This window comes from Rhodococcus sp. PvP016, assembly GCF_017832185.1.
Taxonomy (GTDB): Bacteria; Actinomycetota; Actinomycetes; order Mycobacteriales; family Mycobacteriaceae; genus Rhodococcoides.
On sequence record NZ_JAFIBH010000001.1, the window covers coordinates 1,541,086 to 1,565,008 of the forward strand.

General features: G+C 63.9%; 19 protein-coding genes. 6 read left to right on the top strand and 13 right to left on the bottom strand.

What is annotated here, in order from left to right; all coding sequences use genetic code 11:
- Positions 1-162 precede the first annotated feature (162 nt).
- Positions 163-393: a hypothetical protein gene (locus JOE30_RS07110; RefSeq protein ID WP_204869980.1), complete on the top strand. Its 231-nt coding sequence runs from the start codon at positions 163-165 to the stop codon at positions 391-393.
- Positions 394-450: 57 nt separating this feature from the next.
- Here the strand turns inward: JOE30_RS07110 and JOE30_RS07115 are convergent, their stop codons facing one another.
- Both JOE30_RS07115 and JOE30_RS07120 read right to left on the bottom strand, forming a co-directional pair.
- Positions 451-1,824, bottom strand: coding sequence for an APC family permease (locus JOE30_RS07115; RefSeq protein ID WP_239532505.1), 1,374 nt, complete (start codon positions 1,822-1,824; stop codon positions 451-453).
- Between the two features lie 135 nt (positions 1,825-1,959).
- Positions 1,960-2,202, bottom strand: coding sequence for a hypothetical protein (locus JOE30_RS07120; protein ID WP_204869984.1), 243 nt, complete (start codon positions 2,200-2,202; stop codon positions 1,960-1,962).
- Between the two features lie 492 nt (positions 2,203-2,694).
- On the opposite strand from JOE30_RS07120, the gene JOE30_RS07125 reads away from it, so the two are divergent.
- Together JOE30_RS07125 and JOE30_RS07130 are read left to right on the top strand one after the other, a co-directional pair.
- A complete protein-coding gene (locus JOE30_RS07125; RefSeq protein ID WP_204869986.1) occupies positions 2,695-3,123 on the top strand; it encodes an ester cyclase in 429 nt (142 codons plus the stop codon).
- A gap of 144 nt (positions 3,124-3,267) precedes the next feature.
- Positions 3,268-4,950: an NAD(P)/FAD-dependent oxidoreductase gene (locus tag JOE30_RS07130; RefSeq protein ID WP_204869988.1), complete on the top strand. Its 1,683-nt coding sequence runs from the start codon at positions 3,268-3,270 to the stop codon at positions 4,948-4,950.
- A 250-nt stretch (positions 4,951-5,200) separates the two neighbouring features.
- On the opposite strand, the gene JOE30_RS07135 is transcribed toward JOE30_RS07130, so the two are convergent.
- On the bottom strand, positions 5,201-5,644 hold the full coding sequence (locus JOE30_RS07135) for a pyridoxamine 5'-phosphate oxidase family protein (protein WP_204869990.1): 444 nt from the start codon (positions 5,642-5,644) through the stop codon (positions 5,201-5,203).
- 355 nt (positions 5,645-5,999) lie between these two features.
- Here JOE30_RS07135 and JOE30_RS07140 point away from each other — a divergent pair, with 355 nt between their 5' ends.
- Entirely contained in the window at positions 6,000-7,301 is a 1,302-nt protein-coding gene (locus tag JOE30_RS07140) for a cytochrome P450 (protein ID WP_204869992.1), read from the top strand.
- Between the two features lie 73 nt (positions 7,302-7,374).
- Here JOE30_RS07140 and JOE30_RS07145 read toward each other — a convergent pair whose 3' ends face one another.
- The 6 genes from JOE30_RS07145 to JOE30_RS07170 all read right to left on the bottom strand — a co-directional run bounded on the left by JOE30_RS07145 (position 7,375) and on the right by JOE30_RS07170 (position 12,108).
- Positions 7,375-8,004 carry an MBL fold metallo-hydrolase gene (locus tag JOE30_RS07145; protein WP_204869994.1) on the bottom strand — a complete coding sequence of 210 codons (630 nt, stop codon included), beginning with the start codon at positions 8,002-8,004 and terminating at the stop codon, positions 7,375-7,377.
- Positions 8,001-9,086: an S-(hydroxymethyl)mycothiol dehydrogenase gene (locus JOE30_RS07150; protein WP_204869996.1), complete on the bottom strand. Its 1,086-nt coding sequence runs from the start codon at positions 9,084-9,086 to the stop codon at positions 8,001-8,003. The genes JOE30_RS07145 and JOE30_RS07150 overlap by 4 nt, the downstream gene beginning before the upstream one ends.
- 63 nt (positions 9,087-9,149) lie before the next feature.
- A complete protein-coding gene (locus JOE30_RS07155; RefSeq protein ID WP_239532506.1) occupies positions 9,150-9,512 on the bottom strand; it encodes a cupin domain-containing protein in 363 nt (120 codons plus the stop codon).
- A 41-nt stretch (positions 9,513-9,553) separates the two neighbouring features.
- Positions 9,554-10,006 (bottom strand): flavodoxin domain-containing protein, encoded by a 453-nt coding sequence (locus JOE30_RS07160; RefSeq protein ID WP_204869998.1) that lies wholly within the window; start codon positions 10,004-10,006, stop codon positions 9,554-9,556.
- Positions 10,003-11,454, bottom strand: coding sequence for an oxidoreductase (locus JOE30_RS07165; protein WP_204870000.1), 1,452 nt, complete (start codon positions 11,452-11,454; stop codon positions 10,003-10,005). The genes JOE30_RS07160 and JOE30_RS07165 overlap by 4 nt, the downstream gene beginning before the upstream one ends.
- Positions 11,455-11,763: 309 nt before the next feature.
- On the bottom strand, positions 11,764-12,108 hold the full coding sequence (locus JOE30_RS07170; protein WP_204870002.1) for a cupin domain-containing protein: 345 nt from the start codon (positions 12,106-12,108) through the stop codon (positions 11,764-11,766).
- 280 nt (positions 12,109-12,388) lie between these two features.
- Here JOE30_RS07170 and JOE30_RS07175 point away from each other — a divergent pair, with 280 nt between their 5' ends.
- On the top strand, positions 12,389-13,645 hold the full coding sequence (locus JOE30_RS07175; protein ID WP_204870004.1) for a nitrate/nitrite transporter: 1,257 nt from the start codon (positions 12,389-12,391) through the stop codon (positions 13,643-13,645).
- A gap of 390 nt (positions 13,646-14,035) precedes the next feature.
- On the top strand, positions 14,036-15,298 hold the full coding sequence (locus JOE30_RS07180; protein ID WP_204870006.1) for a nitrate/nitrite transporter: 1,263 nt from the start codon (positions 14,036-14,038) through the stop codon (positions 15,296-15,298).
- A 179-nt stretch (positions 15,299-15,477) separates the two neighbouring features.
- On the opposite strand, the gene JOE30_RS07185 is transcribed toward JOE30_RS07180, so the two are convergent.
- The 4 genes from JOE30_RS07185 to JOE30_RS07200 all read right to left on the bottom strand — a co-directional run bounded on the left by JOE30_RS07185 (position 15,478) and on the right by JOE30_RS07200 (position 23,844).
- Positions 15,478-17,661, bottom strand: a complete 2,184-nt coding sequence (locus JOE30_RS07185) for a N,N-dimethylformamidase beta subunit family domain-containing protein (RefSeq protein ID WP_204870008.1) — start codon at positions 17,659-17,661, stop codon at positions 15,478-15,480.
- Between the two features lie 211 nt (positions 17,662-17,872).
- Complete coding sequence (locus JOE30_RS07190; RefSeq protein ID WP_204870009.1) at positions 17,873-21,130, bottom strand: NAD-glutamate dehydrogenase domain-containing protein; 3,258 nt, start codon at positions 21,128-21,130, stop codon at positions 17,873-17,875.
- Between the two features lie 11 nt (positions 21,131-21,141).
- Positions 21,142-22,419, bottom strand: a complete 1,278-nt coding sequence (locus JOE30_RS07195; protein ID WP_204870011.1) for an enolase — start codon at positions 22,417-22,419, stop codon at positions 21,142-21,144.
- 21 nt (positions 22,420-22,440) lie between these two features.
- Positions 22,441-23,844, bottom strand: a complete 1,404-nt coding sequence (locus JOE30_RS07200; RefSeq protein ID WP_204870013.1) for a glycerate kinase — start codon at positions 23,842-23,844, stop codon at positions 22,441-22,443.
- Positions 23,845-23,923: the final 79 nt, after the last annotated feature.

Sequence of the window (23,923 nt, forward strand, 5' to 3'; positions counted from 1 at the left end):
CCGGTTGATCCAGAGGTCGACGGAGCACTGACCGAGCTACGGCTCCTCGTGAACGCCGCACGTCCCGCGGTCGCGGCATTTCTCGCGCTTGCGCGCGAGCGGCCCACCCGGGCCATCGTCGACTCCGGTCCCCGAGGCGAACTTCGGGAAGAGGTAGAGGATGTGCTCAGGCCGATCGAGGAGTCACTGCACCGTGCGCGGGGTGTCGTCGGGTCCGCCCGCGGTGTCGACTACGTGGAGCGGGTCGCCGCCGAGCTGAGACAACTGCGAATCGTCGTCGAGCGACGTGAGGCGGCTCGATGGCATCATTCGGATTCGGCCTACCTTCGAACCGCACACTCGGTCGTCGACTGGGGCTGGGTCCTCCCCGCCGACGACCTCGGCGACACGTGATCCGAGGACTCGGGAGAGGAACGGTGCCGCCACACCTGATGCGTGTCCGCCATGCCGTCAGGCGTCGAGTGACATTTCGGGACGGCGGGCGGACACGATGAAGCCGTAAGCGAATGCCAGAGCCAGGGAACCGAGTACAGCCAACGCGACCGGCGCAGACCCCCCGACGAGTTCTTCGAGATTCTGGAGTACGAGAACGAACACCACGACGAGGCAGAGCAGTGCGATCGAGGGTGCGACTATCACGCGCGCCACGGACTCCTCGCGGTTGCCGGAACGTCGTCGTCGGCCGAAGAAGACCAGCGCTGACACCGTGGTGCCGAGCAGCATGATGATGAAGCCGACCGTGGTCGCGCCCGCGAACCATGCATAGAGCTCCGTTGCCGGATCCATGTCGAGCAGAATCGCGACGACGACGAACACCGCGGCGATCACGGTCACCACGTTGGAAGCGGTGGAGGGCGATCCGTGCCGTTCGTGGCGCGTCCCGAGGGCGACGGGCAACGCACCGCGCTGCGAGATCGTGAAGGCGTATCGCGATGTCACGTTCTGGATGGAGAGCAGGCACGCGAAGAGGCTCGTCACATAGAGCACCTGAACGATGTGTTCCGCGGTACCCCCCAGGTAGTTTCCGACGGCGCCGGGAAGCATCGCACCGGGGTCGTCCGCGGCGATCCTGACGGCTTCGTCGTCACCCCACGCAGAGATCAGTGCCCAGGTGGACACCACGTACAGCAATCCCACCAGAGACACCGCGAGGTAGGTCGCCACCGGAATCGTGCGATCGGGGTCGCGGCACTCGTCACGGAAGACTGCCGTGGCCTCGAATCCCAGGAAGCTGAGAAAGCAGAACAGCAGAGCCAGTCCCGGGGCTCCCGACAGCAGTGCCCCGGGCGTGGTGAAGCCGTCCGACATACCCTGTTCGCCTCCACCGCTGACGACGACCGCGGCGTCGAGTGCGATCACTATTCCCACTTCGGCGAGGAGTAGGACGCCGAGCACCTTCTTCGACAGATCGATGTTGCGGTAGCCCAGGAACGTGGCCACCACCATGCTCACGAGAGCGCCCACCCACCACGGAGCGCTGACGCCCCACGACGCGAGCAGGGCAGTGATTCCGGAACCGAGCAGACCGTAGACACCGACCAGGAGAGCGAGGTACGCGAGCAGGGCCATGAATGCGGTCCCGAAACCGGTGCGGCGGCCCAGCCCGGTACCGATGTACGCGTAGAACGCTCCGGCGTTCGGCACATGGGGTGTCAGCGCCGTGTAAGCGACGGAGAACAACAAGAGGATGACCGTGCTCACCACGAAAGTGGCAGGGAGACCGATTCCGTTACCAGCATCGATGCCGATGGGAACCGTACCGCCCATCGCACCGAGAGGACCCGCGAAGGCGGCGACGATGAACACGATTCCCCAGACGCCCATCGAGCCTCGAAGTCGCTCTCGGCCGTTCCGATCCTGGCCTGGACTGGAGGTACCAGGTGATGACAACTCGTTCGACATGCTGGGAGACAACCCTTCTGGAGGTACGTTCGAGGTGATGAGGCTGCCGTCGAGGGGTCAGCGCTCGACGTCGAGCGGGTCCTTGATGCGCGCCAGAACCGGCGCGTAGCGGTCCGCGGCGTCGTGAGCGTGCGCCCACACGTGGAGGTCCCAGCACGTGCGCGCCGGTAACGGGTGCCGATGCTCTGCGGCGATGTGAATCAGACGATGTACCGCTGCCCTGTCATCACCGCTTCCGAGGGCTGCGTAGACGGCCGTTCGCTCCTTGTCGTCGAACAGTCGACCGAGTTGGTCTGCCAAGTCCCAAGCGAGTTGTCTGTTGATGACGAAATTCACGTCGAGTCGCCTTCGGGTAGTGGGTGTACGAGTGGCCGGCATCGTCGGCGAAGGGAGTGGGTGTCGGGCATCGCCGGTTCGTTCGGAAGTTGCTCGCGCGCAGAGGAAATTGTGACTCGCCGCACTGTGAGAAGCTAAACGCTTTGTGTCGTCCGAACGACGGTCCGGCCTTGACACAGTGTCCATCGTCGCGGGCAACGGCGGTGCGTCAGCGCGAGTACGGCTCGTAGCGCATTCGAGTAAGTGACGGAACGTCGGCTGTTCGCGCGGACTTCATGACACTTGCTTCCTGTGGTCGCGTTCGAACACGCCTAGCGTTGCTCAGGCCCATGTCCGGCAGCAGTCGCACTGCGATCCGCAGCCTGCTGTGTCGAGTGCACGCATGATTCGACCGGACAGACCCGTCGGGCTTGTCGAGCCTGCACGTGAGTGTCGACGACAGAAGGAGAATGCACCATGGATCCCGCACAGGTTCTGCGTGAATTGGGTGAAGCTTTCGCTGGAGGGGACTGGACCGCACTTCGGCACAAAGTCAGCGAGGACGTCGTCGTCGTGGACATCGCGTCCGGTAGCCAGACGTCCACGGGTGCAGATGCTTTCGTGGAAGGTGACCAGAACTGGCGCAATGCGTTCACGAACTTCACCGTCGAGATTCTCGCCATCGTCGGAGACGCCTCGCGCGCCGCGGGAGACTTCGTCCTGCGTGGCACCCACACCGGACCGATGCCCACCCCGTGGGGTGATGTCGCCGGCACAGGACGCGAGGTGGAGCTGCCTTTCGCGATGTTCTGCGAAGTCGAGAACGGCAAGGTCACCGTCATCCGCGATCACTACAACCCCACGTTGGCAATGACGCAGATCGGACTCGAGCCCCGCGCGGTCTGACCACGACGCGGATCGGGGCGCATGACGAAGTGCCCCGACGAAGGTCGTAAGACCTGACAGGCAGAGTCTGGTCGCGCAACCCGTCCCGATTCAGGATTGACGAGATGAGCCGCGTTCCGCGGCGACCGAGAAAGGGTATGCCCAATGGATTCGACCTCTCCGGAGCAGGTTGCACAGGACGGTGCGACAACTGTCGACGCAGTCGTCATCGGTGCTGGTATCGGCGGTCTCTATGCCGTGCGCCGACTCGCCGCGGACGGATTGAGCGTCCTCGGTTTCGATTCGGCCTCCGACGTCGGTGGGGTGTGGCGGCACAACGGTTACCCGGGTGCGCGAGTCGACATCGAGGCGTACTACTACAGCTTCTTCGACCCCGAGATCTATCCGGAGTGGAAGTGGTCAATGCGCTACCCTCCGCAGGGCGAGCTGCTGGCATACCTGCAGCACTACGCAGACCACTACGGTCTGCGTCAGTTCTTCCGCTTCTCCACGCGAGTGCAGGAGATGCAGTGGCAGGCCGAGAACAATCGTTGGCAGGTCCGAACCGATACCGGTGACACGGTCTTCGCGCGTCACGTCGTGATGGCCACCGGTCAGCTCTCGAAGTCGCGGCAGTTGCCGTTTGCCGGTGTGGAGGATTTCCAGGGCCAGTGGCTCGAGACCTCGCACTGGCCGGACGAGCCGGTGGACCTGACGGGCAAGCGGGTCGCCGTGATCGGCACGGGATCGTCGGGCGCCCAGGTCATCGCCGCCATCGCGGGACAGGTGGAAAGCCTGCATGTGTTCCAGCGAACCCCCAACTATGTCGTTCCGTCCCAGAATTCCCCGATGGATCAGGACCGGTACCGACAGCTGGGCGAGAACCTCGGCGAACTGTGGGAGCAGGTCATGGGAACCGGGGTGGCATACCTCGCGCCGACCACCGACACACCAGCGTCGGCCATGACACCCGAGCAGCAGCAACAGCGCCTGGAAGATCAGTGGGCCTTCGGCGGCTTGTCGATGACGTTTGCGTTCCCCGACCAGAAGACCGACTGGAAGACCAATGATCTGGTCTCGAACTTCGTTCGATCGAAAATCCGGTCAGCAGTCTCCGACCCGGCTCTGGCCGACAAGCTGGAGCCGCGCGACTACCCGATCGGTACACGGCGCCTGGTGGTCTGCAACGGCTACTACGAGGCCTTCAACCAGGACAATGTTCACCTGGTCGATCTACGTACGGACTCCATTCGCCGGGTGACCGCAACGGGAATCGAGACGAGTGAGGGTTTCCACGAGGTGGACGTGATCATCTCTGCGCTCGGTTTCGATGCGTTCACCGGCGCCCTCGACGCGATCGACATCCGTAACGCCGAGGGGAAGAAGCCGACGGACGGGTGGGAGCGTGGTCCACACGCCTACCTCGGTCTGATGGTGCACGGGTTCCCCAACCTGTACGTCCTCACGGGCCCGGGCTCGCCCTCCGTGCTGGTGAACTTCAACGTGCACAACGTGTATCACGTGGATTACGTGGCGAACCTCATCGCCTACATGGACCGTCATGGTCACGCATCCGTCGATGCGACTCTCGATGCGCAGGACGAGTGGCACGTTCGAACGCAGGAGGCTGCTGACGGTCTACTGCGCAAGCAGGTCAAGAACTACATGGTGCACGTCAACGATGACGGGTCGCGTGTGTTCATCCCGTATTCCGGTGGTTGGTCGACCTACGTCGGTATCGCCGACAAGATTGCGGAGGAAGGCTACACCGGGTTCACCTTCGCCGGCCGCGATGGCGTCGAGTCGGACAGCGATCACCGAACGTCGGACGCCCTGAGTATGCAGTAGGTCTCACCATCGCCTGTCGATCCGACAGGTGTTCGGGGGCTGCAGGATCCGTCCGGGTCCGGCAGCCCCCGATCTGTTCGTGCGGTGGCACCCGTTCCGAGCATCGGCCTCGCAAGGCGACGTTGGTCGCATCCACTCTGTCCTCGGCGTCGCCGAACAGCGTGGGACGTGTTGTCGCGGTGAAAGCGAGGGTCGTCTACACCGGCGTGGCCACGTCCCGGCAGCAGCCCTTCGATCCGTTCGCGCTGCCCTAGGAGGTCGGGTCCGGTGTCTCTTTGTTGTAGTCGACCGAGTTCCAGACTTTCGGACGCAAGGTGATGAGCACGGCGTCGTCGGTGTAGTTCGCATCGAGGTAGGCCTCGATCTCGTCGTCGGTCACATACCGCGACACGATGGGCATCACACCCTCGCGCGAGACGTTCTCCCGAATGGAAGCGGGTCCTCCGACGGACACGTACTGGTACGGCCAGACGTCGTGGTGCACGGCGAGGGAGAATCTGCCCGCAGCACGGATGAAGCGTTCTTTCATCGATCCGAGTTCGGTCCAGATCTCGAGATCGCCGGATTCGTCGACCCGGTACCAGATGGGCACGGTCAGCGGTGGCTTGTCCTCGCGCTCGACGGCGATGACGGCGACATGGTCACCGTGAAGGAATGCCATGCGCTCGGGCACTGTCATTCTGAGGTCGGTCATGTCGTGGATCCTGTCGGTAGCTCGAGGCGGCAGCGGCATCGCATCACGTGCGACCGACCATGGTCCCGGTTCGTCGTCGAGTGGGCGGGTGTGCGGAACCCGTTCGACGCGGGCAGGCACGTCGAGGGAGCGACCGTGATGCAGCGCCGGATTTCTGTCGCAATGATCCCACCACGCCGTTGATCGGTCCAGCAGGATATTTGATGGTCTGATCGTCGAAATTTCCGACGATTCGTCTGGTCCGGCCGGAACCGTCACCGAGAGGGGTCCCGGGGGCACACGGCCCCGAGAGGTGGCCGGCCCGTCGGCCGGAGCGCGAGCGCGGAAACGCTCGCTTTTCCTGTGACAAGGCGTCATGTTCGGCGGACCAGGCAATTGCATTGCGTCTAGTGTGCGTGGGCGCCGGACGCAGGAGGATTTCTCCATGGACCCCATCACAACGCCGCACCACAGCAAAGCGAGCGCACGCGGTTCTGCAGCGCCGGATCAGACGGAACTGCTGCCGTTCTACCACGAGGAACTGCTGGACGACCCGTATCCCCATTTCCGACGGCTCCGCGACGAGTATCCGGTCCTCCAACTCGACGACGGCGTCTACGTGGTGTCGAGGTATGACGATGTCTCCACATTGTTGCGGCACACGAAAAGCTCTGTGCAGCAGCTCGATTTCGGGTCCTTCGAGATCTTTCACTCGACTGTGATCGGGCTCGATGCGCCATCGCACACCGAGCACCGACGACTGGTCAACAAGTTGTTCACGCCCAAGTCGGTGAAAGGGTGGATGGCGACCACTGGCTCGATCGTCGAGCGGGCGCTGACGGAGGCCGAGCCGGCCGGTCGTATCGAGGCGGTGAGAGAACTGTGTCTGGTTCCCACGCACGAGACGATGTGCGCCATGTTGGGCATGACGGGGGAGGATGCGGACGAGGTACGTCACCAGACGTACGAGTTCGCCAGGGGCTTCGGCATCGTCGCGACCGACGACGATCTTCGCGCGGGCGCAGAGGGTAGCGCCTGGCTCGAGAACTACTGCATCGACGCGATAGAGGCGGCCGCCCGCGACCCCCGTCCCGGCGTGATCGCCGCGTATCTCGACGCGGAACAGCGCGGTGAGATGAGCCGGCAGGAGACGACGGCGAGCATCATGCTGTTTCTGGCCACTGGTCATTTCTCGACGGTGACGCTCGCTGCGCACGGTCTGGAGCGTCTGGCCTCGGACCCCGAACTCTTCGCCGCTTTCCGCGACGACCCGGCAGTTCGGCCGAAGGTGATCAACGAGCTGCTCCGGTTCGCGACCCCCGAGACGGGAGTCACGCGTCTGACTCTCGAAGACGTGGAAGTGGCCGGGACAATGGTGCCGGCCGGATCGACGGTCTACGTTCTGCTGGCGTCAGCCAATCGCGACGAGCGCATGTTCGAGGATCCCGACCGTTTCGACTACACCCGTTCCACCGAAGGTAAGCAACACCTCGCCTTCGCGGCGGGTCTCCACTCGTGCATGGGTCAGGTGCTGGCGCGCCAGTCCACCGATACCATCCTGACAACAGTGACCCAGCGTTGTTCGAGCATCGAACTGGCCGGGAAACCCGTGTACAACAGCATTCAACACGCGCGGCAGTGGAAGACGATGGACCTCCGACTGGCTTTCCAGGACTGAGAGTCGCCGGACATGAGAATGCCTCCCGCACACCACGTGCGGGAGGCATTCTCATGTCCGACAGGTACCGACGTCAGTGACCGCGAGACACCCACGAGTCGTAGTCGACGATCTCGTCGCCGATTCTCGTCGTGTCGCCGTGTCCGGTGAAGACGACAGTGTCTTCCGGCAGGGTGCCCAGACGGGTGCGGATCGAGTCCAGAATCGTGGGGAAGTCCGAGAACGAACGGCCGGTTGCGCCTGGCCCGCCGTGAAACAGGGTGTCTCCGGTGAACACGGCGCCGAGATCCGGAGCGAACCAGCACACCGATCCGGGTGAGTGACCAGGGGTGTGCAGGCCGACCAACTCGATGCCTCCGACGCGTACGGTCGTGCCGTCCTCGACGGCGTCGAAGCCCACGCCAGGGTGCGTCGCCTGCCACAACATGTCGTCGGCGGGATGGAGCAACACCGGTGCGTCCAGAGCGCGACCGAGCTCAGGTGCGACCGTGATGTGATCGTTGTGGCCGTGAGTACAGATCACCGCGATCACATTGCGTCCCGCGACGGCATCGATGATCGGTCGAGCCGAATGAGCGGCGTCGAAGACCACGACGTCGGAGTCGTCGCCGACGATCCAGACGTTGTTGTCGACGTCCCAGGTTCCGCCGTCGAGGGCGAAGGTACCGGAAGTCACAACTCTGGCCACGTTGTCGGTGTTCACAACATCACCACCGATCGCAGTACCTCGCCCGCGTGCATCTTGTCGAATGCCTCCTCGATGTCGTGGAGACCGATTCTCTCGGACACGAATTTGTCGAGGGGTAGTCGTCCCTGCAGATACATACTGATGAGGGTGGGAAAGTCACGTTCGGGCAAGCAGTCCCCGTACCAGCTGGACTTGAGAGCTCCACCGCGAGAGAAGAAGTCGACGAGGGGCATCTCCAGTGTCATCGTCGGCGTGGGAACGCCCACCAGCACGACGGTGCCGGCGAGATCGCGCGCGTAGAACGCCTGCTTCCAGGTCTCGGGGCGCCCGACGGCGTCGATCACGACGTCTGCCCCGAAGCCGCCGGTCAAGTCTCGGATCGCGGCCACGACATCGCAACTGGACGCATCGACCGTGTGGGTGGCACCGAATTCACGTGCGCGAGCCAGCTTTCGGTCATCGAGGTCCACAGCGATGATGGTCTTGGCGCCCACCAGTGCGGCGCCGGCGATCGCGGCATCCCCGACTCCTCCGCAGCCGATGACGGCAACGGTGTCGTCGCGGTCGACGGCGCCGGTGTTGATGGCCGCTCCGATTCCGGCCATCAACCCGCATCCGAGCAGTCCGGCCACGGCCGGATCGGCCGCGGCATCGACTGTGGTGCACTGGCCCTCGTGGACGAGCGTCTTCTCGGCGAATGCGCCGATGCCGAGCGCGGGTGAGAGCTCGGTGCCGTCTGTCAGGGTCATCTTCTGTGTCGCGTTGTGAGTGTCGAAACACAGATGGGGACGACCACGCTTGCACGCTCGACACTGGCCGCACACTGCACGCCAGTTCAGTACGACGACATCGCCGGGGCGAACATTGACGACACCGGCACCGACCGCCTCGACTGTGCCCGATGCCTCGTGACCGAGGAGAAACGGATAGTCGTCGTTGATTCCGCCGTCGCGGTAGGTGAGGTCGGTGTGGCACACCCCGCAGGCGATGATGTCGACGACGACCTCGCCAGGTCCGGGATCCGGGATGACGATGTCGGTCACCTCGACTGGCGCGCCGTTGCTACGAGAAATTGCGCCACGCACTATCTGACTCATGTAGGGACGATCTCCGATGTGAAGTGAAGCTGAATGTCGACAAGGATGTACTCGAGGTGCGGGTCAGAAGACCGTGTACACCTTCAGGACGGTGTCGTGGAGCTCCCAGACACCGCTCCACCCCTTGGGGAACACCGCGCTGTCGCCCGAGGCGAGTTCGATCGGCTCTCCGTCGTCCTCGGTCACGGTCATCCGGCCGGAGAAGATGGTGAAGGACTCGTTGGTCTCGAACAGCCACCGTGACGGGCCGGCAGCGCATTTCCAGATCCCGACCTCGAGTATCCCGTCACCGGACCAGAGCTTTCTCCCCTCCGTCGCCATCGGTGCTGCTGTTCCTTCGGGCAGTGGTCCCCAGTCGTCCAGCATCACGGAACTGGGGTCGGGAAAGAATGCCGCACCCTGAGGTGAGATGTCTGCCATGGTCATGCGTGTCTCCTGATCGTTGTCGGCGGTGTGGCGAGCTGCTGTCACACCTCGGCGTTCGCGAAGGTCTGTCTTGCCCAGTCGGTGGCGGTGTCGCAGGGGTCGAGCCCGCTCTCGGCGTCGTGCTTACCGGTGTCGCCGATCTGCGTCGCACCGAGATCGGTCACCGCGCTGATGAGCGTGGCGATACCGTTGTTGTACGTTTCGTAGCTGCTGTCGCCGAGTCCGAACGCGGCGAATCGAGTGGTCGAGAGGTCCGGCTTGGTGGCGCTCAACGCCTCGAAGAAGGGTATTGCCGTGTCAGGTAGGTCGCCCTCGCCGTAGGTGGAGGTGACGAGAATGACGAGCGACTGGTCGGGGAGGTCCGTCACCGGATACTCGGCCATGCTGTGGACCTCGCTGGTCACGCCGAGCGGATCCAGTGCCGAGGCGATCTCGTCTGCAACCATTTCGGAGTTGCCCGTCTCGGTTCCGAAGAGAATGGTGGCCCTGCTCATGTGTCCGACTCCCTGACTGGTAGCTGATGCGTGTGATGAGGAACGGTGGTCTCTTTCGGTCGCGGTGGTACGGCGGCGAGGTCTGGTCGCGAGCCTGAGCTCGGGGTCGAGGTGGCGATCGACAGCATGTGGGTGCGATCGGTGACCTTGCGCCGGCATCGTCCCGGAAGCGCCTCGCTCTGTTCGAAGGCTTCGATGCGTTGCCAGTCCGCGAAGGTGACCACGTCTCGTAGGAGGTGCTCGACCGCTGCGTGACCAGGCTTACCGAAGCGAAGGCGTCCGCTCGCGACGTCCTCGGCTATCCGCTCGACCACCTGTCGAGCGTCCTTGCGGTTCTCGGGAATTGCGCCGTGAGGTCCGCGGCTGAGCCATCCCACGCGATAGACGTTGTCTCCGGACCAGTGACCCGTGGGCGAGCTCGGGTCGTGTTCGGGTCCCTGCGTGAACCCGATGGCAGTGATCACGGTGTCGACCACGAAGTCTGCCTGCGCGTCGCGGCCTCCGGGGGTGCTCGTCCGTAGACATGTCCGACCGCCCTCGGTCGTGACCGAGTCGGGGGTCAGCTGGAAGTGCAGTCGCACATGAGTACGCGGAGCGTCAGCAGTGACGGAAGCTGCGCCACCATCGATGTGGGTTCGCAGTAATTCTGCGGCGGGTCCGGTAGCGCTGTCGCTCAGACCGTTGACGGTCACCTCGATGTTCGGCAAGGACAGTAATTCGCGCAACATCGCGTGATCGAATTTTGCGAGTGCCAGACCGGATCGGCTGATGACGTCGATGGTGCCGGGTCTGTGCGGGCGGAGCTGCTCGAGGAGCTCGTCGTCGATGTCCGATCCGTCGAACTCGTGCGAGTCCTTCGACATCAACCGAACGACATCGAGAGCGACGTTCCCCATGCCGACCACGGCCAGCTGCTCCCCGAGAGCTGAGCACCGCCCGTCGGAATCACGCGGAACCGAGTGAGAGGGGTAACCGTTGAGCGCACGCAGCAATGTTCCGGCACCCATGACGCGGGCGTTCGGGTCGATCGGAATGTCCAGTGATCGATCCTCCGGGAGGCCTGTCGCCAGCACGACGATGTCGAACGCTGCTGCCAGCTCGTCGAAGTCGAGATCGGCACCGACGCAGACGTTTCCGGCGAAGTGGACGCCATCCTTGGTGAAGAGTCGATCGAACTGACGTGTGACGTTCTTGGTTCCCTGATGATCGGCCGCGATCCCGTATCGCACGAGACCGTACGGCGTGGGCATCGACTCGAAGATGATGATCTGCGACCCCGGCCACTTCTTGCCGAGGAACGACGCGACGTAGCACCCGGAAGGCCCGCTCCCGACCACAGCGACGCTGGGTCGCAGGACATCAGGCGCATCACCGAACGCACCGGATGGTGTGTCGCGCAGTGCTTCCGGTGTTCGTCGAGCTGCATCCGGTCGATCGTTGTCTGTCATTGCTGCACTTTCTCGAGGCGGGACGTGGGACATCCGGAACGCCGTGACGCTCGTGTCCGCACGCTCGAGTACTGGCGTCGACCAGTGTGGTCGGCGCGACGCGTGGACCTCAGAGTACGGTCGGTGTTGCGTACGTCACGTGGTCAGAGCGTCAGACAGTTACGGTCGACGGCTGACACAGTGCCGACGGTGACGGCGCTGCAGTCGCATGCGCCGCCCGTCGGAGATGACCCACCGAAGCAGGGACACGAGCCACTCGAATGGTCGACCAGGCGTACACGTCGTAACCGACCGACCATCCGGCTCGTTTCACGAGATCGTCGCGGTCTGCACTTTCGCGTAGAACTTCTGCAACTGCTCGCGAATCTCCCATTCACCGATGAAACCGTCTTCCATCAGAAATGAGACGCCCGGACGGAGTGCCACCTCGGTCCCGTCCTCGGACCGAAGGACACCTTCTCCGCTGATGATGTGAATGACTTCGTCGAATCCACGTGGCGCAGTCGAGAAACGGCCTGGAGTGACTTCCCACAGGCCGGACTTGAAGCTGTCACCTGCAATCGTCTCGGCCAGTCGCGTTCTGGGAGACCCGCCGGTGACGCGCTCCGGGGCCACCGGTGTGAAGGGTGTCCAATTCTCGTCGAATTGTTTCATTTCTCGTCCTCGACTCGTGGATGGGATTTACTGCGATCGCCGAGCCTAATCGCGCCGATGAATCGTGTCCGTGCGTACGAGATGTGCCTGACGACCTGTCGTCGAGATGCGCATTCTGGTTGACACTTCGTCGATGTGATCCGGCAGTGCATGCGGCGCAAGCTTCCAGGGCGCAGGCGGCTCGGCTGCTGTGAGGTCGTCTACCGCCGGGTTTGCACCAGCACGTACGCAGCGGAGTCCGATCAGCGGATCCGCGGGGTCCTATCCGCCGGAGGAATTGATGTCGAGCAGTAGAGTCACGAACTTACTCGTTGCATACCTGGCATTGGTGTGCGCGTTTCTGCCCTATGTGGGGTGGAGCCCCAGTCTCGGTGCCATCAGTGAGGAACTGAGTCTGAGCTACTCCCAGGCCGGCGGAATCTCCTCGATCACCGGTCTGGTCGCCGGCGCGATGATCTTGATCGGTGGTGTCGTGGCATCCCGTTGGGGATGCAAGAGCGTGATCGTGGTGGGCCTTGCATCCGGCGTGCTCGGCCAGGCCGTCTTCGCCATGGCCCAGGGCTTCGAACTCGTCGTCGTCGCCAGGGTGCTCGCCGGAGTCTCCGTCGGATTCCTGTGGGTCTCGACGTACACGATGGCAGTGAACTGGTTCCGGGACAGCAGGAAGACCGGACGTGCGCTGGGAGTGATGCTGTCCGGAGACGGAGTGGGCGCGGTGCTGAGCCTGTTCGTCTTCTCGGCCGTCCTGGCCGCGTTCGGTTGGCGTACGGGTCTCACCGTTCAGGCCGTGGTCATGGGTGTCGTCCTGGTCCTGGTACTCGTCGTATCGAGGAACGCGCCTGTCGCCGGACCCGAGAACAGTCAGTCCTCCGTGTCTCCGACGGCAGCACCGTTCTCTTCGGACGCCACGTATCGCAGCCTGCTCAATCGAAATGTCGTTGCGGCGGTGTTGATCTGGGTCGGTGGCGTGGGACTGTTCGCCGCCATCTCGAGTTGGATGCCGTCCATTCTCGTCGAAGACGCGGGCATGTCGGAGTCCCTCGCCGGCTTGTTGACCGCACTGTTCTCCATCGCCGGCTCGGCGGCCGCGCTGACGGTGCCTCTGCTCGCCGAGCGCATCGGCGGTACCAAGAAGATCATCATGGTGGCGGGCTTCGTGACGGCGGCTGCGCTGGCTGCCCTGACACTGTTCCTGTCGACCGGACACTATCTGTTGGTCGTCCTGCTCGTCCCCGTGATCGGCATCGGCGTCTACGCCAGTGAATCGCTGACCCTGGCCGAGGCCATCGAGTCGGTGCAGCCGAAGTTCGCCGGCGTCGTCAACGGCATCATCATCGGTACGCCCTGGCTCGTGAGCGGGTTCGCCTACCCGTACCTGTTGGGGGCCGTGAAGGACGCGACGGGGAGCTTCGTTCAGGGATTCTCCGTGTTGACGGTCCTCACCGTGGGACTGTGCGCTGTCACCCCGCTCTTCATGCGGGAGACGGCAGCACACGTCGATCAGCCGAGTCCCAGCCCGGTGCCCGTGCGCCCCTGACCGGGCCGCGCGCCTGGTCTTCGGTGACAGGTGCCCAGTCAGGTAGTGGTGCACGAATCGATCGTGACGAAAGGCCCCGGACACACGCGTCCGGGGCCTTTTGCCGTTGCGGCAGAACGGAGTCGGACGAGTGTCGAGTTCGCGAGGTGTGCCCTCGGCACGGGTCGACCGGACGACGGGAATGCAGAATTTACATCGACTGCGCACCGAGATCACGCTCTTACGTTCTGTCAACGCCGACGGGGGCGCTCGGTGACAGTTCGGTGATGTCGCAGACCCGTTCGACGGTTCAACCTATGAGAGCAACGTAAAGGTCCATACGGGGTGACCAGCCTGAACGGCGGGCCTCGGGGACACGAATTCTGCATATCCGGTTCGCGGAGGAGCGACATGTCGAACAACAGATGGATCAACCTCTCGGTAGCGTATCTGGCGCTGGTCGGGGCGTTTCTGCCTTATGTGGGGTGGAGTCCGAGCTTGAGTTCCATCAGCGAAGATCTGGGGCTGAGCTACTCGCAGGCGGGTGGCATCTCGTCGATCACCGGCCTCGTTGCCGGAGCGATGATCCTCATCGGCGGGGTCATCGCGTCACGATGGGGATGCAAGAACGTCATCCTCGCCGGCCTGGCTGCGGGCCTCCTCGGTCAGGCCGTCTTCGCCGCGGCCGGCGGCTTCGGTCTCGTCGTGGTCGCCCGGGTGCTGGCGGGCGTATCGGTGGGTTTCCTCTGGGTGGCGACGTACACCATGGCGGTGAATTGGTTCCGCAACACCAGAAAGACCGGCCGGGCTGTCGGCATCATGCTGTCCGCAGACGGCATGGGTGCGGTACTGGGCCTCTTCGCGTTCTCGGCCGTGCTGGCCGCGTTCGGTTGGCGCATGGGCCTCGCCGTGCAGGCCGTGTGTCTGGGAGCCGTCCTGGTCGTCGTGCTCACCGTCTCGCGGAATGCACCCGAGCACGACGCCGACGTGGCGATCGAGGATCGGTCCGACGCGCGGCCCGGCACGGGTGAGCTCGTGAGGTCGATGTTCACCTGCCTGAAGAATCGCAACGTGTTCACCGCTCTTCTGTACTGGATCGGCGGTGTCGGTCTCTTCTCGGTCATCGCGAGCTGGATGCCTGCGATTCTCGTCGAGGACGCCGGAATGTCGGAGTCCCTGGCCGGTTTCATCTCCGCCTTGTTCTCCATTGCAGGCTCGGCGGCAGCACTTTCTGCGCCGTACATCGCCGAGAAGCTCGGTAACAAGAAAATTGTGGTGGTGGTCAGTGGCATCGTCACCGCGGTGTCACTCGCAGCGCTGACGATCTTCCTCGCCGCCGAGAACTACGTGGCGGTGGCGCTGCTGGCGCCGATCATCGGACTGGGGGTCTACGCGGGAGAATCGTTGACTCTGACGACCGCGGTCGAATCGGTTCACGCTCGCCACTCGGGCTTGGTGAACGGCATCATCGTCGGGATGCCCTGGCTCATCAGCGGATTCGCATATCCGTACATTCTCGGAGCTGTGAAGGACGCGACGGGTGGCTTCGTGCAGGGCTTCCTCGCTCTGACTGTCGCGACGATCGTGCTGTGCGCGCTGAGTCCGTTCCTCATCAGGGAACCTGCGGCCGTCCCCGGGGTCGCACCGGAAGCGGAGTCCCCGATCCGCGCGTAGATGTGAGGCCTTCGGGCCACCGACATCGTCCCCGTGCCACCCTGTGTATGCAGGTGGCACGGGGATTGTCGTCGCACTCGACGCACAACGCTCGGCTGGTATGTCACCAGCCGAGCGTCGTACGTGTCAGGAGATGTCAGTCGGTCACCGCGAATCGTGGTGATCGAATCCGCGAGAGGTCAGGCCGGAAGGGTCTCCGACGCGAATCCTCGGAACACGTTCTCGGTGACGCGAGAGACGTTGTTGTCGTAATTGTTGTGGGACAGGCTCCCGCACCAGGAGATGGAGCCCACGCCGAATACCGCTCCGCCGTTGGGATATTCGATGAAGACCATGTCGGCGCGGATCTCTCCGTCCCAGATGGCGGACAGCTGAAGTTCCTCGCTGAAGACGCCCCAGTCACTCGTGTCGAAATCTCGTGCGCTCGCGAGAACGACCGTGTGCTCGGGAGTGCCCAGTTTCGGGTTGGTCTGGCAGATCTCGAAACCTGCCGCACCCCAGCTGTTCACCAGGCAGGGAAAAGCTCCGATCTGTTCGTCGTCGGCGATGCCCTCGAAGATGAATGCGGCCCTCGGATCGTGACTTCCCGGTTGACGATCGTAGGGCCGCCCGACGCCGCCACCCTCTGCGATCGAACCGACGCCCAGCCACCGCTGAGGTGCGCGTCCACGAAAGCGCCACAATCCGCCCGGCTCGCCGGTGCTGCTGAGAGTGGCCTCACCCGGAGCGGCGTCCCAGCATCGCTGTGCGGGACCGCTACGGCGGATCTCCACGCCGGTACCGGTCGCCTCGTCCAGTGCAGTGACCCAGTACATTCCGTTGCCGGAGAGGTACATGAACCGGCCGCCGCCGTTCACGTAGGCTTCACCGGCATCGAGCATGGCTTCGGACCAGTACTCGTTGTGGCTCGCCGTCGACACCACGCGGTAGTCGTTCAGGCGCGAGACGCCGTCGCGATGCACTTCGAGGTCGGTGATGATGTCGAACTCGATCCCCTTCTGCTCGAGCCAGTCGATGAGGTGCAGATCGGCATTGAACTGGTGCGGTGAGCCCTCACCCATATCGAGGAACGGCATGTCGTACTTGGGGCGCATGTTGACGATGGGTCGCAGCCAGGACGAATAGCACACGCCACTGCCGTCGGTGTGTCGGTCGTACAGGCTACGAAGACCGGTCTCGACGACGTACTTGTCCTGCGGCTGCCGCGGGTATCCGGCGAGCTGACCGGAGTACACGCCGGTCGGCCCCAGCATCTGCTCGTTGGCGTACGCGAGATAGCTGAAGACCGGCAGGATGATCGCTGTGTCGGCGGTAGGCCGGCCCAGAGGCGGTACGACGTAGAACGGGACGTAGTCCTCGTGGTCGCCCGACGTGAGATGCACGGCGTAGACGCCGCTCCTGAAATCGTCGGGGACCGTCCACTCGAACGAGGGTGTCCACGCGGCGTCGGACAGATCATCGTCGTGGAAGTGGATGGCGCCGTACTCCGAGGGAGCGTGCTTCCAGGACATTTCTCGACCCGTCCAGTTTCGGCCGGTCATGCCGCGAGCGGGCTTGTTCACCGCCTCGGCGTCGTGGCCGCGGCCCGAGGCGTCGACGACGGACCAGGTGTCGATGCCCTGCGAGAAGTCCCATGCGGCAACGGCATCGGTCGGTGCCGTGTCGGCATCATCGCGAAGTGCCGCGAGTTCGTCGTCGCCGAGAGCGCGGGTGAAGATCTTCGGAGCGTCGATCTTTCCGTTGTAGAAGTTGCCGACCTCGCCCTCCGCCGTGACCTCGGCAGCGACGAGAACATCGCCGGCGCCTGACGTCGGAGCCGCGTCGACCACCGTGTCGAGGCGTGCTCCGAGACCGGAGGTCGCACCCGCGCTGGGTTCGAGGGTGAGGAGCACGCGTCCGGTCGCGGCATCGTGGACAGCAGCCACGAAGTACCACTGACCTGCCCGCACGGTCTGGTCGACGGATACCGACGCAGAGCCCAGGCGCAGCGTCAGCCGGCCGTCCTCGAGGCGCAGAGCGAACCCGTCCGCACCCCCTCTGGACACGATCGTCTGGACCGCTTTCGAAGGAAGCGTCGGACAGATCCACGTCTGAACTGTCAGGTCACGCGCCCCGTCCAACTCCGCACTGCTCGGAGCTCGCAGGTAGGAACCGGTTCGGAGCTTCTGCTCACCACCCTCGTACTCGCCGTCGAGCGTGCTGGAGATGGTCACGTCCTTGTAACCCGGCCCGGCCGGGTTCTCGTCGCCGTGGATGAGCCGGACGAGTTGTGCCGAGAAGCGTCCCGGTTCGGAGCTCACCATGAAGGTGATCGCCGCTCCCGGCTCGACACTCAATTTGTCCGCATATCCGACAACCTTCATGCTGTTCCTCCGCTGTGTTCCTGGCTGGCGCACGGTCCCGCGACGGGACCGTGATACTTCCTCTTCACGTACAGGTATCGATGACTTCGTCGGTTCGAACTCGTGACTCCCCAACTTCTCTCACTGCTCGAACGATGCGCAATCCTCGTCATGTAAACCGTGTGGCCGTGACCACTGACGTGTTGCACACCGACCAGACCCTCTCGGAGTGTCACCTCTGGTGCCGGCGGTCACCGGCGTTGGAGAGCGCACGCAGCGACCTCACCGCTACCGATATGGCGCTCAACGAGGGACGAGACTCGATGCAGACCTGAGCGACGGCCCGGCGAGCACGTACGGAGAGGTGGTTGGTCGACGTTTCCCACTCGTCGAAGATCTTTCGCATCGACTCGGTCGACGGTGTCTCGCCGGGCCGGGCGGACGGGACGCTGCGGGTCAGATCGCTGAGGACTCCGTAGAGGTCTTCGCGGAGCGCGGTGCGAGCGAGTCTGTCCCACTGGTTGGGACGCGGCAGAAGGCTGACGCGGGTCAGTAGGTAGTCGACCCGAAACTGTTCCGAGATGAAGTGATGGAGGGCAGCGGTGTTCTCGTCCGGTAGCCCCAGATCGTCCGAAATCTCCATGATGTCCAGGAGCACGTATCCGTCCAGATACGCGGCCGCGGTCCTCGCCAGTTCCGGCGTGGACCCCATGGCTTCGAACGCCAGGACGTTGCGGTCGAAGCGGTCCTTCTCCTCTCCCACGAGGCGCGCCGGCTCGTCCGGCCAGAGCGCGGCCACCCGGCTCCTGGCTCCGGTGACGACAGCGTCGAGCGAGAAACCTGACGGGTGTCGGTGAAGGAGCCACCTGGCGGCACGGTCGAGGAGTCGCTGGCCCTCGTGGCGGATCGACGCCGTCAGCAGGGCCGGCATGGTCGACTCGACGGCCGCGAGTCCGCGACGGAATTCGCGGTGTCGGAAGATCTCGATGGCAGCGATGTAGGCCTTGACGACCAGGTCGATGCGCGCTTCCGTCTCGTCCACCGCTCGGTGGACAGCCGTGATGCCGACCATGTTGACGACATCGTTCGCGATCTGATTCACCACGATCTCGTGGCCCAACGGATGGTCTGCGACGGCGCTCGGCACGATCTGCCCGAGCCTTTCGGGGAAGTACCCCCGGAGGGTGTCCGCGAATGCGGGATCGCTGGCCACGTCCGTGTCGTTCAGAGCACTCTTCAGGTAGTTCTTGGAACCTGCCATGAGAACGGCGAGTTCGGGTCGCGTCAATCCGCGACCGGCGTTCTCGCGGCGATCGAGTTCCGATTCGGTGGGCAACGTGTCGAGAGTCCGGTCGAGATGGCCGATGTCGGTCAGGTGGCGAATCAGCCGGCGATGCATCGGAAGATTCTCGACAGAGCGATGCACCTCCATCGCCAGCAGGACGTTCTGATCGTGGTTGTGCGCGAGAACAGCCGCTGCGACGTCGTCCGTCATGTCGCGGAGAAGATCGTCTCGTCGCCCGGCGGCGCTGTCGGTCCGGTCGGTGCTGAGCGCGATCTTGATGTTGACCTCGTAGTCACTGGTGTCCACGCCCGCCGAGTTGTCGACGGCATCGGTGTTGACGTGTATTCCCGCGAGGGCCGCGTCGATTCGTGCAGCTTGGGTCAGGCCCAGGTTGCCGCCTTCACCGATCGCGCGCACTCGTAATTCGTCGGCGTCGATACGAACGGCGTCGTTGCCACGATCTCCCACCTGCGCATGAGTTTCGTGTCGTGCCTTGACGTAGGTTCCGATTCCGCCGTTCCACAGAAGATCCGCGGGACTGGACAGAACAGCTCTCACGAGTTCCGCCGGGGTGAGCGACGCGGCTGTCGGTGGCAGCCCGAGGGCGGCCCTGACCCGAGCGCACAGCGGTACGGATTTCGCTGTGCGCTCGATGATCAGTCCGCCGTCGCTGAGAAGATCGCGGTCGTAATCCGCCCACGTCGACCGTGGTGATGCGGCGAGGCGACGCCGTTCGGCGAACGCCGTGGCGACGGGCGGATCGGGATCGATGAAGATGTGCCGGTGATCGAACGCTGCGACGAGACGCAGATGCGGCGACAGAAGCATGCCGTTGCCGAAGACATCTCCGCTCATGTCGCCGATACCGATCACCGTGAAGGGGTCGCGGGTGGGGTCGATACCCGATTCGAGCAGGTGATGCTCGACCGAGACCCAGGCACCGCGTGCCGTGATGCCCATCGCCTTGTGGTCGTACCCGTGGGATCCACCGGACGCGAAAGCGTCGCCGAGCCAGAAGCCGTAGTGGTCTGCGACCTCGTTCGCGTCGTCGGAGAAGGTTGCCGTGCCCTTGTCGGCTGCGACGACCAGATACGGATCGTCGTCATCGTGCCGCACGACTCCGGACGGTCCCACGACCACGGTGCCGACCCGATTGTCGGTGACGTCGAGAAGTCCGGCCACGAAGTGTCGGTACGCTTCCCGACCTTCACGTAGCCACTCGTCTCGGCGCGCGACCGGGGGGAGCCGTTTGGGTAGGTACGCCCCTTTCGCCCCCGTCGGGACGATGACAGCGTTCTTGGCCACCTGGGCTTTGGCCAGAGCGAGGACCTCGGTGCGGAAGTCCTCGCGTCTGTCGCTCCATCGGAGGCCACCGCGCGCGACCCTGCCGAAGCGCATGTGTATGCCCTCGACGCGTGGGCTGTAGACCCATATCTCTGCGACCGGTGTCGGTCGAGGCAGGCCGGGGACACGTGCCGGTTCGATCTTCAGGCTCACCTGTGAGCCTGCGGGATCGCGTGAGGCGAAGGCGTTGGTACGAACCGTGGCCTTGATGACGGCCAGTACCGACCGCAGAATCCGGTCCTCGTCGAGACTCGCGACGGACTCCAGTCCGTCGACGAAGTGCCCGGTGAGGGCGTCCTCGTTCCGAGAGCGTGTCGGCGTCGCGAGACCGTCGTACCGGTCGGGATCGAAACGCTCCTCGAAGATGCGAACGGCCAGTGCGCTCGACTCGGGATGGAGAGCCAGTACATCGCAGATGTAGGGCAGTGAGAAGACGGCCTGAGTCTGGCGTAGGTACGCCGCGATCGCACGCAGCCACGTGACCTGTTGCCAGGTGAGTCCGGCAGTGAGAACCAAGGCGTTCAGGGCATCCGACTCGCATTCTCCCGCCCAGACCGCACCGACGGCGTCGATGAAGTTGTCGTCCCGTTCAGGGTCGTCCTCTCCGCCCCACGTACCAGATCCTGTCGATCTGACTCCGAGGTCGATCTCGTAGCTGGTGCTCTCACCGGTGTGCACCTCCTGTGCGCGCTCGTCGATCACTTCGAGCCCGAAGGCGGTGAACAAGGGCAGCAGGTCGGACAGGGTGGGCATGTACCCGCTGTGGATCCGGACGCGGATGTTGTCGTTCAGCGGTGGGGAACTGCGGAAGAGTTCGACCGTGAACGGCTCCGCGCCCTCGGTGTGGGGAATGAATGCCATGTCGAGAGCCTTCAGAACTTGACGAGCGCCGAGACGTCGGACAGTGTGCAGCCGGGTACCGAATCCGCCACGCGGAGCAGAAAATTCAGCTTCTCGATCCGTTCACCGGAGCGTGGAGCGCCGTTCTTCTGGAACGGCACACCGAGGCCGACCGACAGATCCATCACGACATCGTCGATGACACCCCCCGAACGGCCGGACGGGATTGCGAGCAGGCCACGATCTCGGCCGAAGGAGTAGCAGTCGAGCGCCTCCGAGATCGTCCCGACCTGGTTCGGCTTCAGAATGAATCCGTCGACAGCCGAGAGTTGCACTGCCTTCTCGAGACGCTCGCGATTGGTGACGATCAGATCGTCTCCCAGGATGATGGTCTTCGGAATGTCGGACACTGCTCGGGTGTACCCGTCCCAGTCGTCCTCGTCGAGAAGGTCTTCGACGAAGACGAGGGGAAATTCCTCGGAGAGCTGGCGCGTGTAGTCGATCAGTTCGGCGGACGTCACCCGACGGCCGTTCAATTCGTATGTGTGGGCGTCCTTGTCGTACATCTCCGACGACGCGCAATCCAGCGCGAATCCCATGATGTCGGAGCAGCCTGCGCGATCGACCGCCTCCGACAGCACCCGTAGCACGTCGCGCGGGTCGGAGTAGGGAGCCGCGTATCCGTAGGACGAGGCAACTCGCGGCTTGTGGCCCATCTTCTCGGTCAGCAGTTGATCGAGGACCTTGAAGACCTTGACGCTCTTCTCGACGGCCTGCTCGATGGATTCGGCCTTGTAGGGCATGACCAGGAATTCGTTGAAGGGTTGGACGACGTCGCCGTAGCGGCCCCCGTTGATCATGTTGAAACTGGGTACCGGCACCGTGCTGACCGCCGGCAGTCCCATCCGGTCGGCAACGTAGGTGTAGGTGGGGACACCGGCCGCCGCGGCCGAGGCGCGCAGAAGTGCGATCGACACGGAGTAGATCGCATTGCTGCCGAGCTTGCTCTTGTCGGACGTGCCGTCGAGTTCGATCATGCGCTGATCGAGTGCGCGAAGATCCAGTTCGGCGCCCAGCAGTGCGGGCGCGATGTGTTCTGTCACCGATGCCACCGCGTGGTGAACGCTGAGTCCGTCGTACTCGTCCGGATCGCCGTCACGCAGAACGAAGGCTTCGTGCACACCCACCGAACTACCGGTGGGGGCCGCGCCCAGCCCCACATGCCCGGTGTCGGTGCGAATCTCGACCTCGACGAGAGGGCGGGTCTTGGTGTCGAGTAGCTGACGGGCAATGACCGAGGTGATCTTCATGGCGTATGTCTCCAGATCTCATCACGCGTCGAGCGCGGGAACGTACAGGATGTTGAGGTCGCACAGATTGGTACCGGTGTTGCCGGTGATCACCGTGTCGCCGAGTGAGGTCAAGGCCTCGTGAGTGGCGTGCCCACGGAGCGCGGCGTGCAGATTGACGCCCCCCTCGCGAGCACGGGAGTAGGTGGTCGAGTCACAGAGACCGCCTGCGGCAGAGGTGGTTCCGTCGGTTCCCTCGGAATCGATCGACAGCATCGCCGCACCTGGCGTGTTCGCTGCGGCAATCGCGAATGCAGCAGTGAGCTCGTGCCCCGGGCCGCCGCTGCCGGTGATCAGACTGTTGTCGCGGATCTCGGTGGTCGTCTCACCGGCCGAGACGAGGACACACGGTGCGGCGATGGGATGTCCACTGGACTGGATCTCGCGGGCGATGGAGGCGAAGAACGTACCCGCGTCCTTGCTCTCACCCTCGAGGAACGAACTGACGATCATGGCTGGGAGCCCGAGTTCCTCCGCAGCCTCCTTGGCGTATCTCACCGAGTCCGGGAGGGTGTTCAGCAGGAAGTAGGTGTTGCGGGGGAAAGACTTCGGAGTTTCCCCTTCGTCCCCCACCTCCATGAGGTACGTGACGATGCTTGCCGGCAACCGGGTCGAGAGGTCGTAGTTCTCGATCACCGCTCGAGCGTCGGCGAGGGTCGTACGATCCGGTCCGATGGGCGTGGACTTGTAATCGGCGTACGGCACACCGATGTCGCCGGTCGGAGGTGTGCCGATGGCGTCGGAGATGCCGAACCCGATCAGCTCCGCCCCGACGGCGTCGATACGTTTCGCGAGCATCCCGCCGTTCATCTGAGAGATGTGACGCCTGATGGCGTTGATCTCGTAGATGCCCGCGCCACTCTTGAGGAGGATGTCGGTGGCCTCCATCTCGTCCTGCAGCGTGATGCCGTCGATCGGACAGCTCATGAGCGCCGAGGAACCGCCGGAGACGACTGCGATGAACAGGTCGTCCGGGCCGGCCGCGTCGACGAGGTCCAGGATCTCGCGAGACGCGTGAAGTCCGACCTCGTTCGGAATCGGGTGTCCACCGACGTACACGGTGGTCCGATCGAAGCGGTCGGAGTCTTCCGGGACCTTGACGATGGCTATTCCGTGAGTGAGTCGGTCACCCAGAATCTCGTCTACCGCCATGGCCATGTGATTGCACGCTTTGCCGGCGCCGAGGAGGTAGACGTTCCGCTTGGTGGAGAGATCCCACGTTCGCGTGCCGATGGTGAGAACGTCGTCGTCGAGACGCATGATGGACTTGATGCGTTCGTAGCCGTCCAGGCGTGTGAGAACGCGGTCGGTGATCGACAGGACGATCTCACGTGACCGGACATCGCCGACGCCGACGAGGTGTTCGAAATTTCTGATCTTGCTCATCGGGTGAGCCCTTTCGTGAGCGGGGAGATCGAGACACGGTCGCGTCGGCCGGCTGCGGCGGGTTCGCGCGTGATCGAGT

Coding starts and splice junctions, on each gene's coding strand:
- JOE30_RS07115 (WP_239532505.1), bottom strand. CDS start 1,824: ATGGGCGTCTGGGGAATCGTGTTCATCGTCGCCGCCTTCGCGGGTCCT.
- JOE30_RS07125 (WP_204869986.1), top strand. CDS start 2,695: ATGGATCCCGCACAGGTTCTGCGTGAATTGGGTGAAGCTTTCGCTGGA.
- JOE30_RS07130 (WP_204869988.1), top strand. CDS start 3,268: ATGGATTCGACCTCTCCGGAGCAGGTTGCACAGGACGGTGCGACAACT.
- JOE30_RS07135 (WP_204869990.1), bottom strand. CDS start 5,644: ATGACCGACCTCAGAATGACAGTGCCCGAGCGCATGGCATTCCTTCAC.
- JOE30_RS07140 (WP_204869992.1), top strand. CDS start 6,000: ATGTTCGGCGGACCAGGCAATTGCATTGCGTCTAGTGTGCGTGGGCGC.
- JOE30_RS07150 (WP_204869996.1), bottom strand. CDS start 9,086: ATGAGTCAGATAGTGCGTGGCGCAATTTCTCGTAGCAACGGCGCGCCA.
- JOE30_RS07155 (WP_239532506.1), bottom strand. CDS start 9,512: ATGACCATGGCAGACATCTCACCTCAGGGTGCGGCATTCTTTCCCGAC.
- JOE30_RS07160 (WP_204869998.1), bottom strand. CDS start 10,006: ATGAGCAGGGCCACCATTCTCTTCGGAACCGAGACGGGCAACTCCGAA.
- JOE30_RS07165 (WP_204870000.1), bottom strand. CDS start 11,454: ATGACAGACAACGATCGACCGGATGCAGCTCGACGAACACCGGAAGCA.
- JOE30_RS07170 (WP_204870002.1), bottom strand. CDS start 12,108: ATGAAACAATTCGACGAGAATTGGACACCCTTCACACCGGTGGCCCCG.
- JOE30_RS07175 (WP_204870004.1), top strand. CDS start 12,389: ATGTCGAGCAGTAGAGTCACGAACTTACTCGTTGCATACCTGGCATTG.
- JOE30_RS07180 (WP_204870006.1), top strand. CDS start 14,036: ATGTCGAACAACAGATGGATCAACCTCTCGGTAGCGTATCTGGCGCTG.
- JOE30_RS07185 (WP_204870008.1), bottom strand. CDS start 17,661: ATGAAGGTTGTCGGATATGCGGACAAATTGAGTGTCGAGCCGGGAGCG.
- JOE30_RS07190 (WP_204870009.1), bottom strand. CDS start 21,130: ATGGCATTCATTCCCCACACCGAGGGCGCGGAGCCGTTCACGGTCGAA.
- JOE30_RS07195 (WP_204870011.1), bottom strand. CDS start 22,419: ATGAAGATCACCTCGGTCATTGCCCGTCAGCTACTCGACACCAAGACC.
- JOE30_RS07200 (WP_204870013.1), bottom strand. CDS start 23,844: ATGAGCAAGATCAGAAATTTCGAACACCTCGTCGGCGTCGGCGATGTC.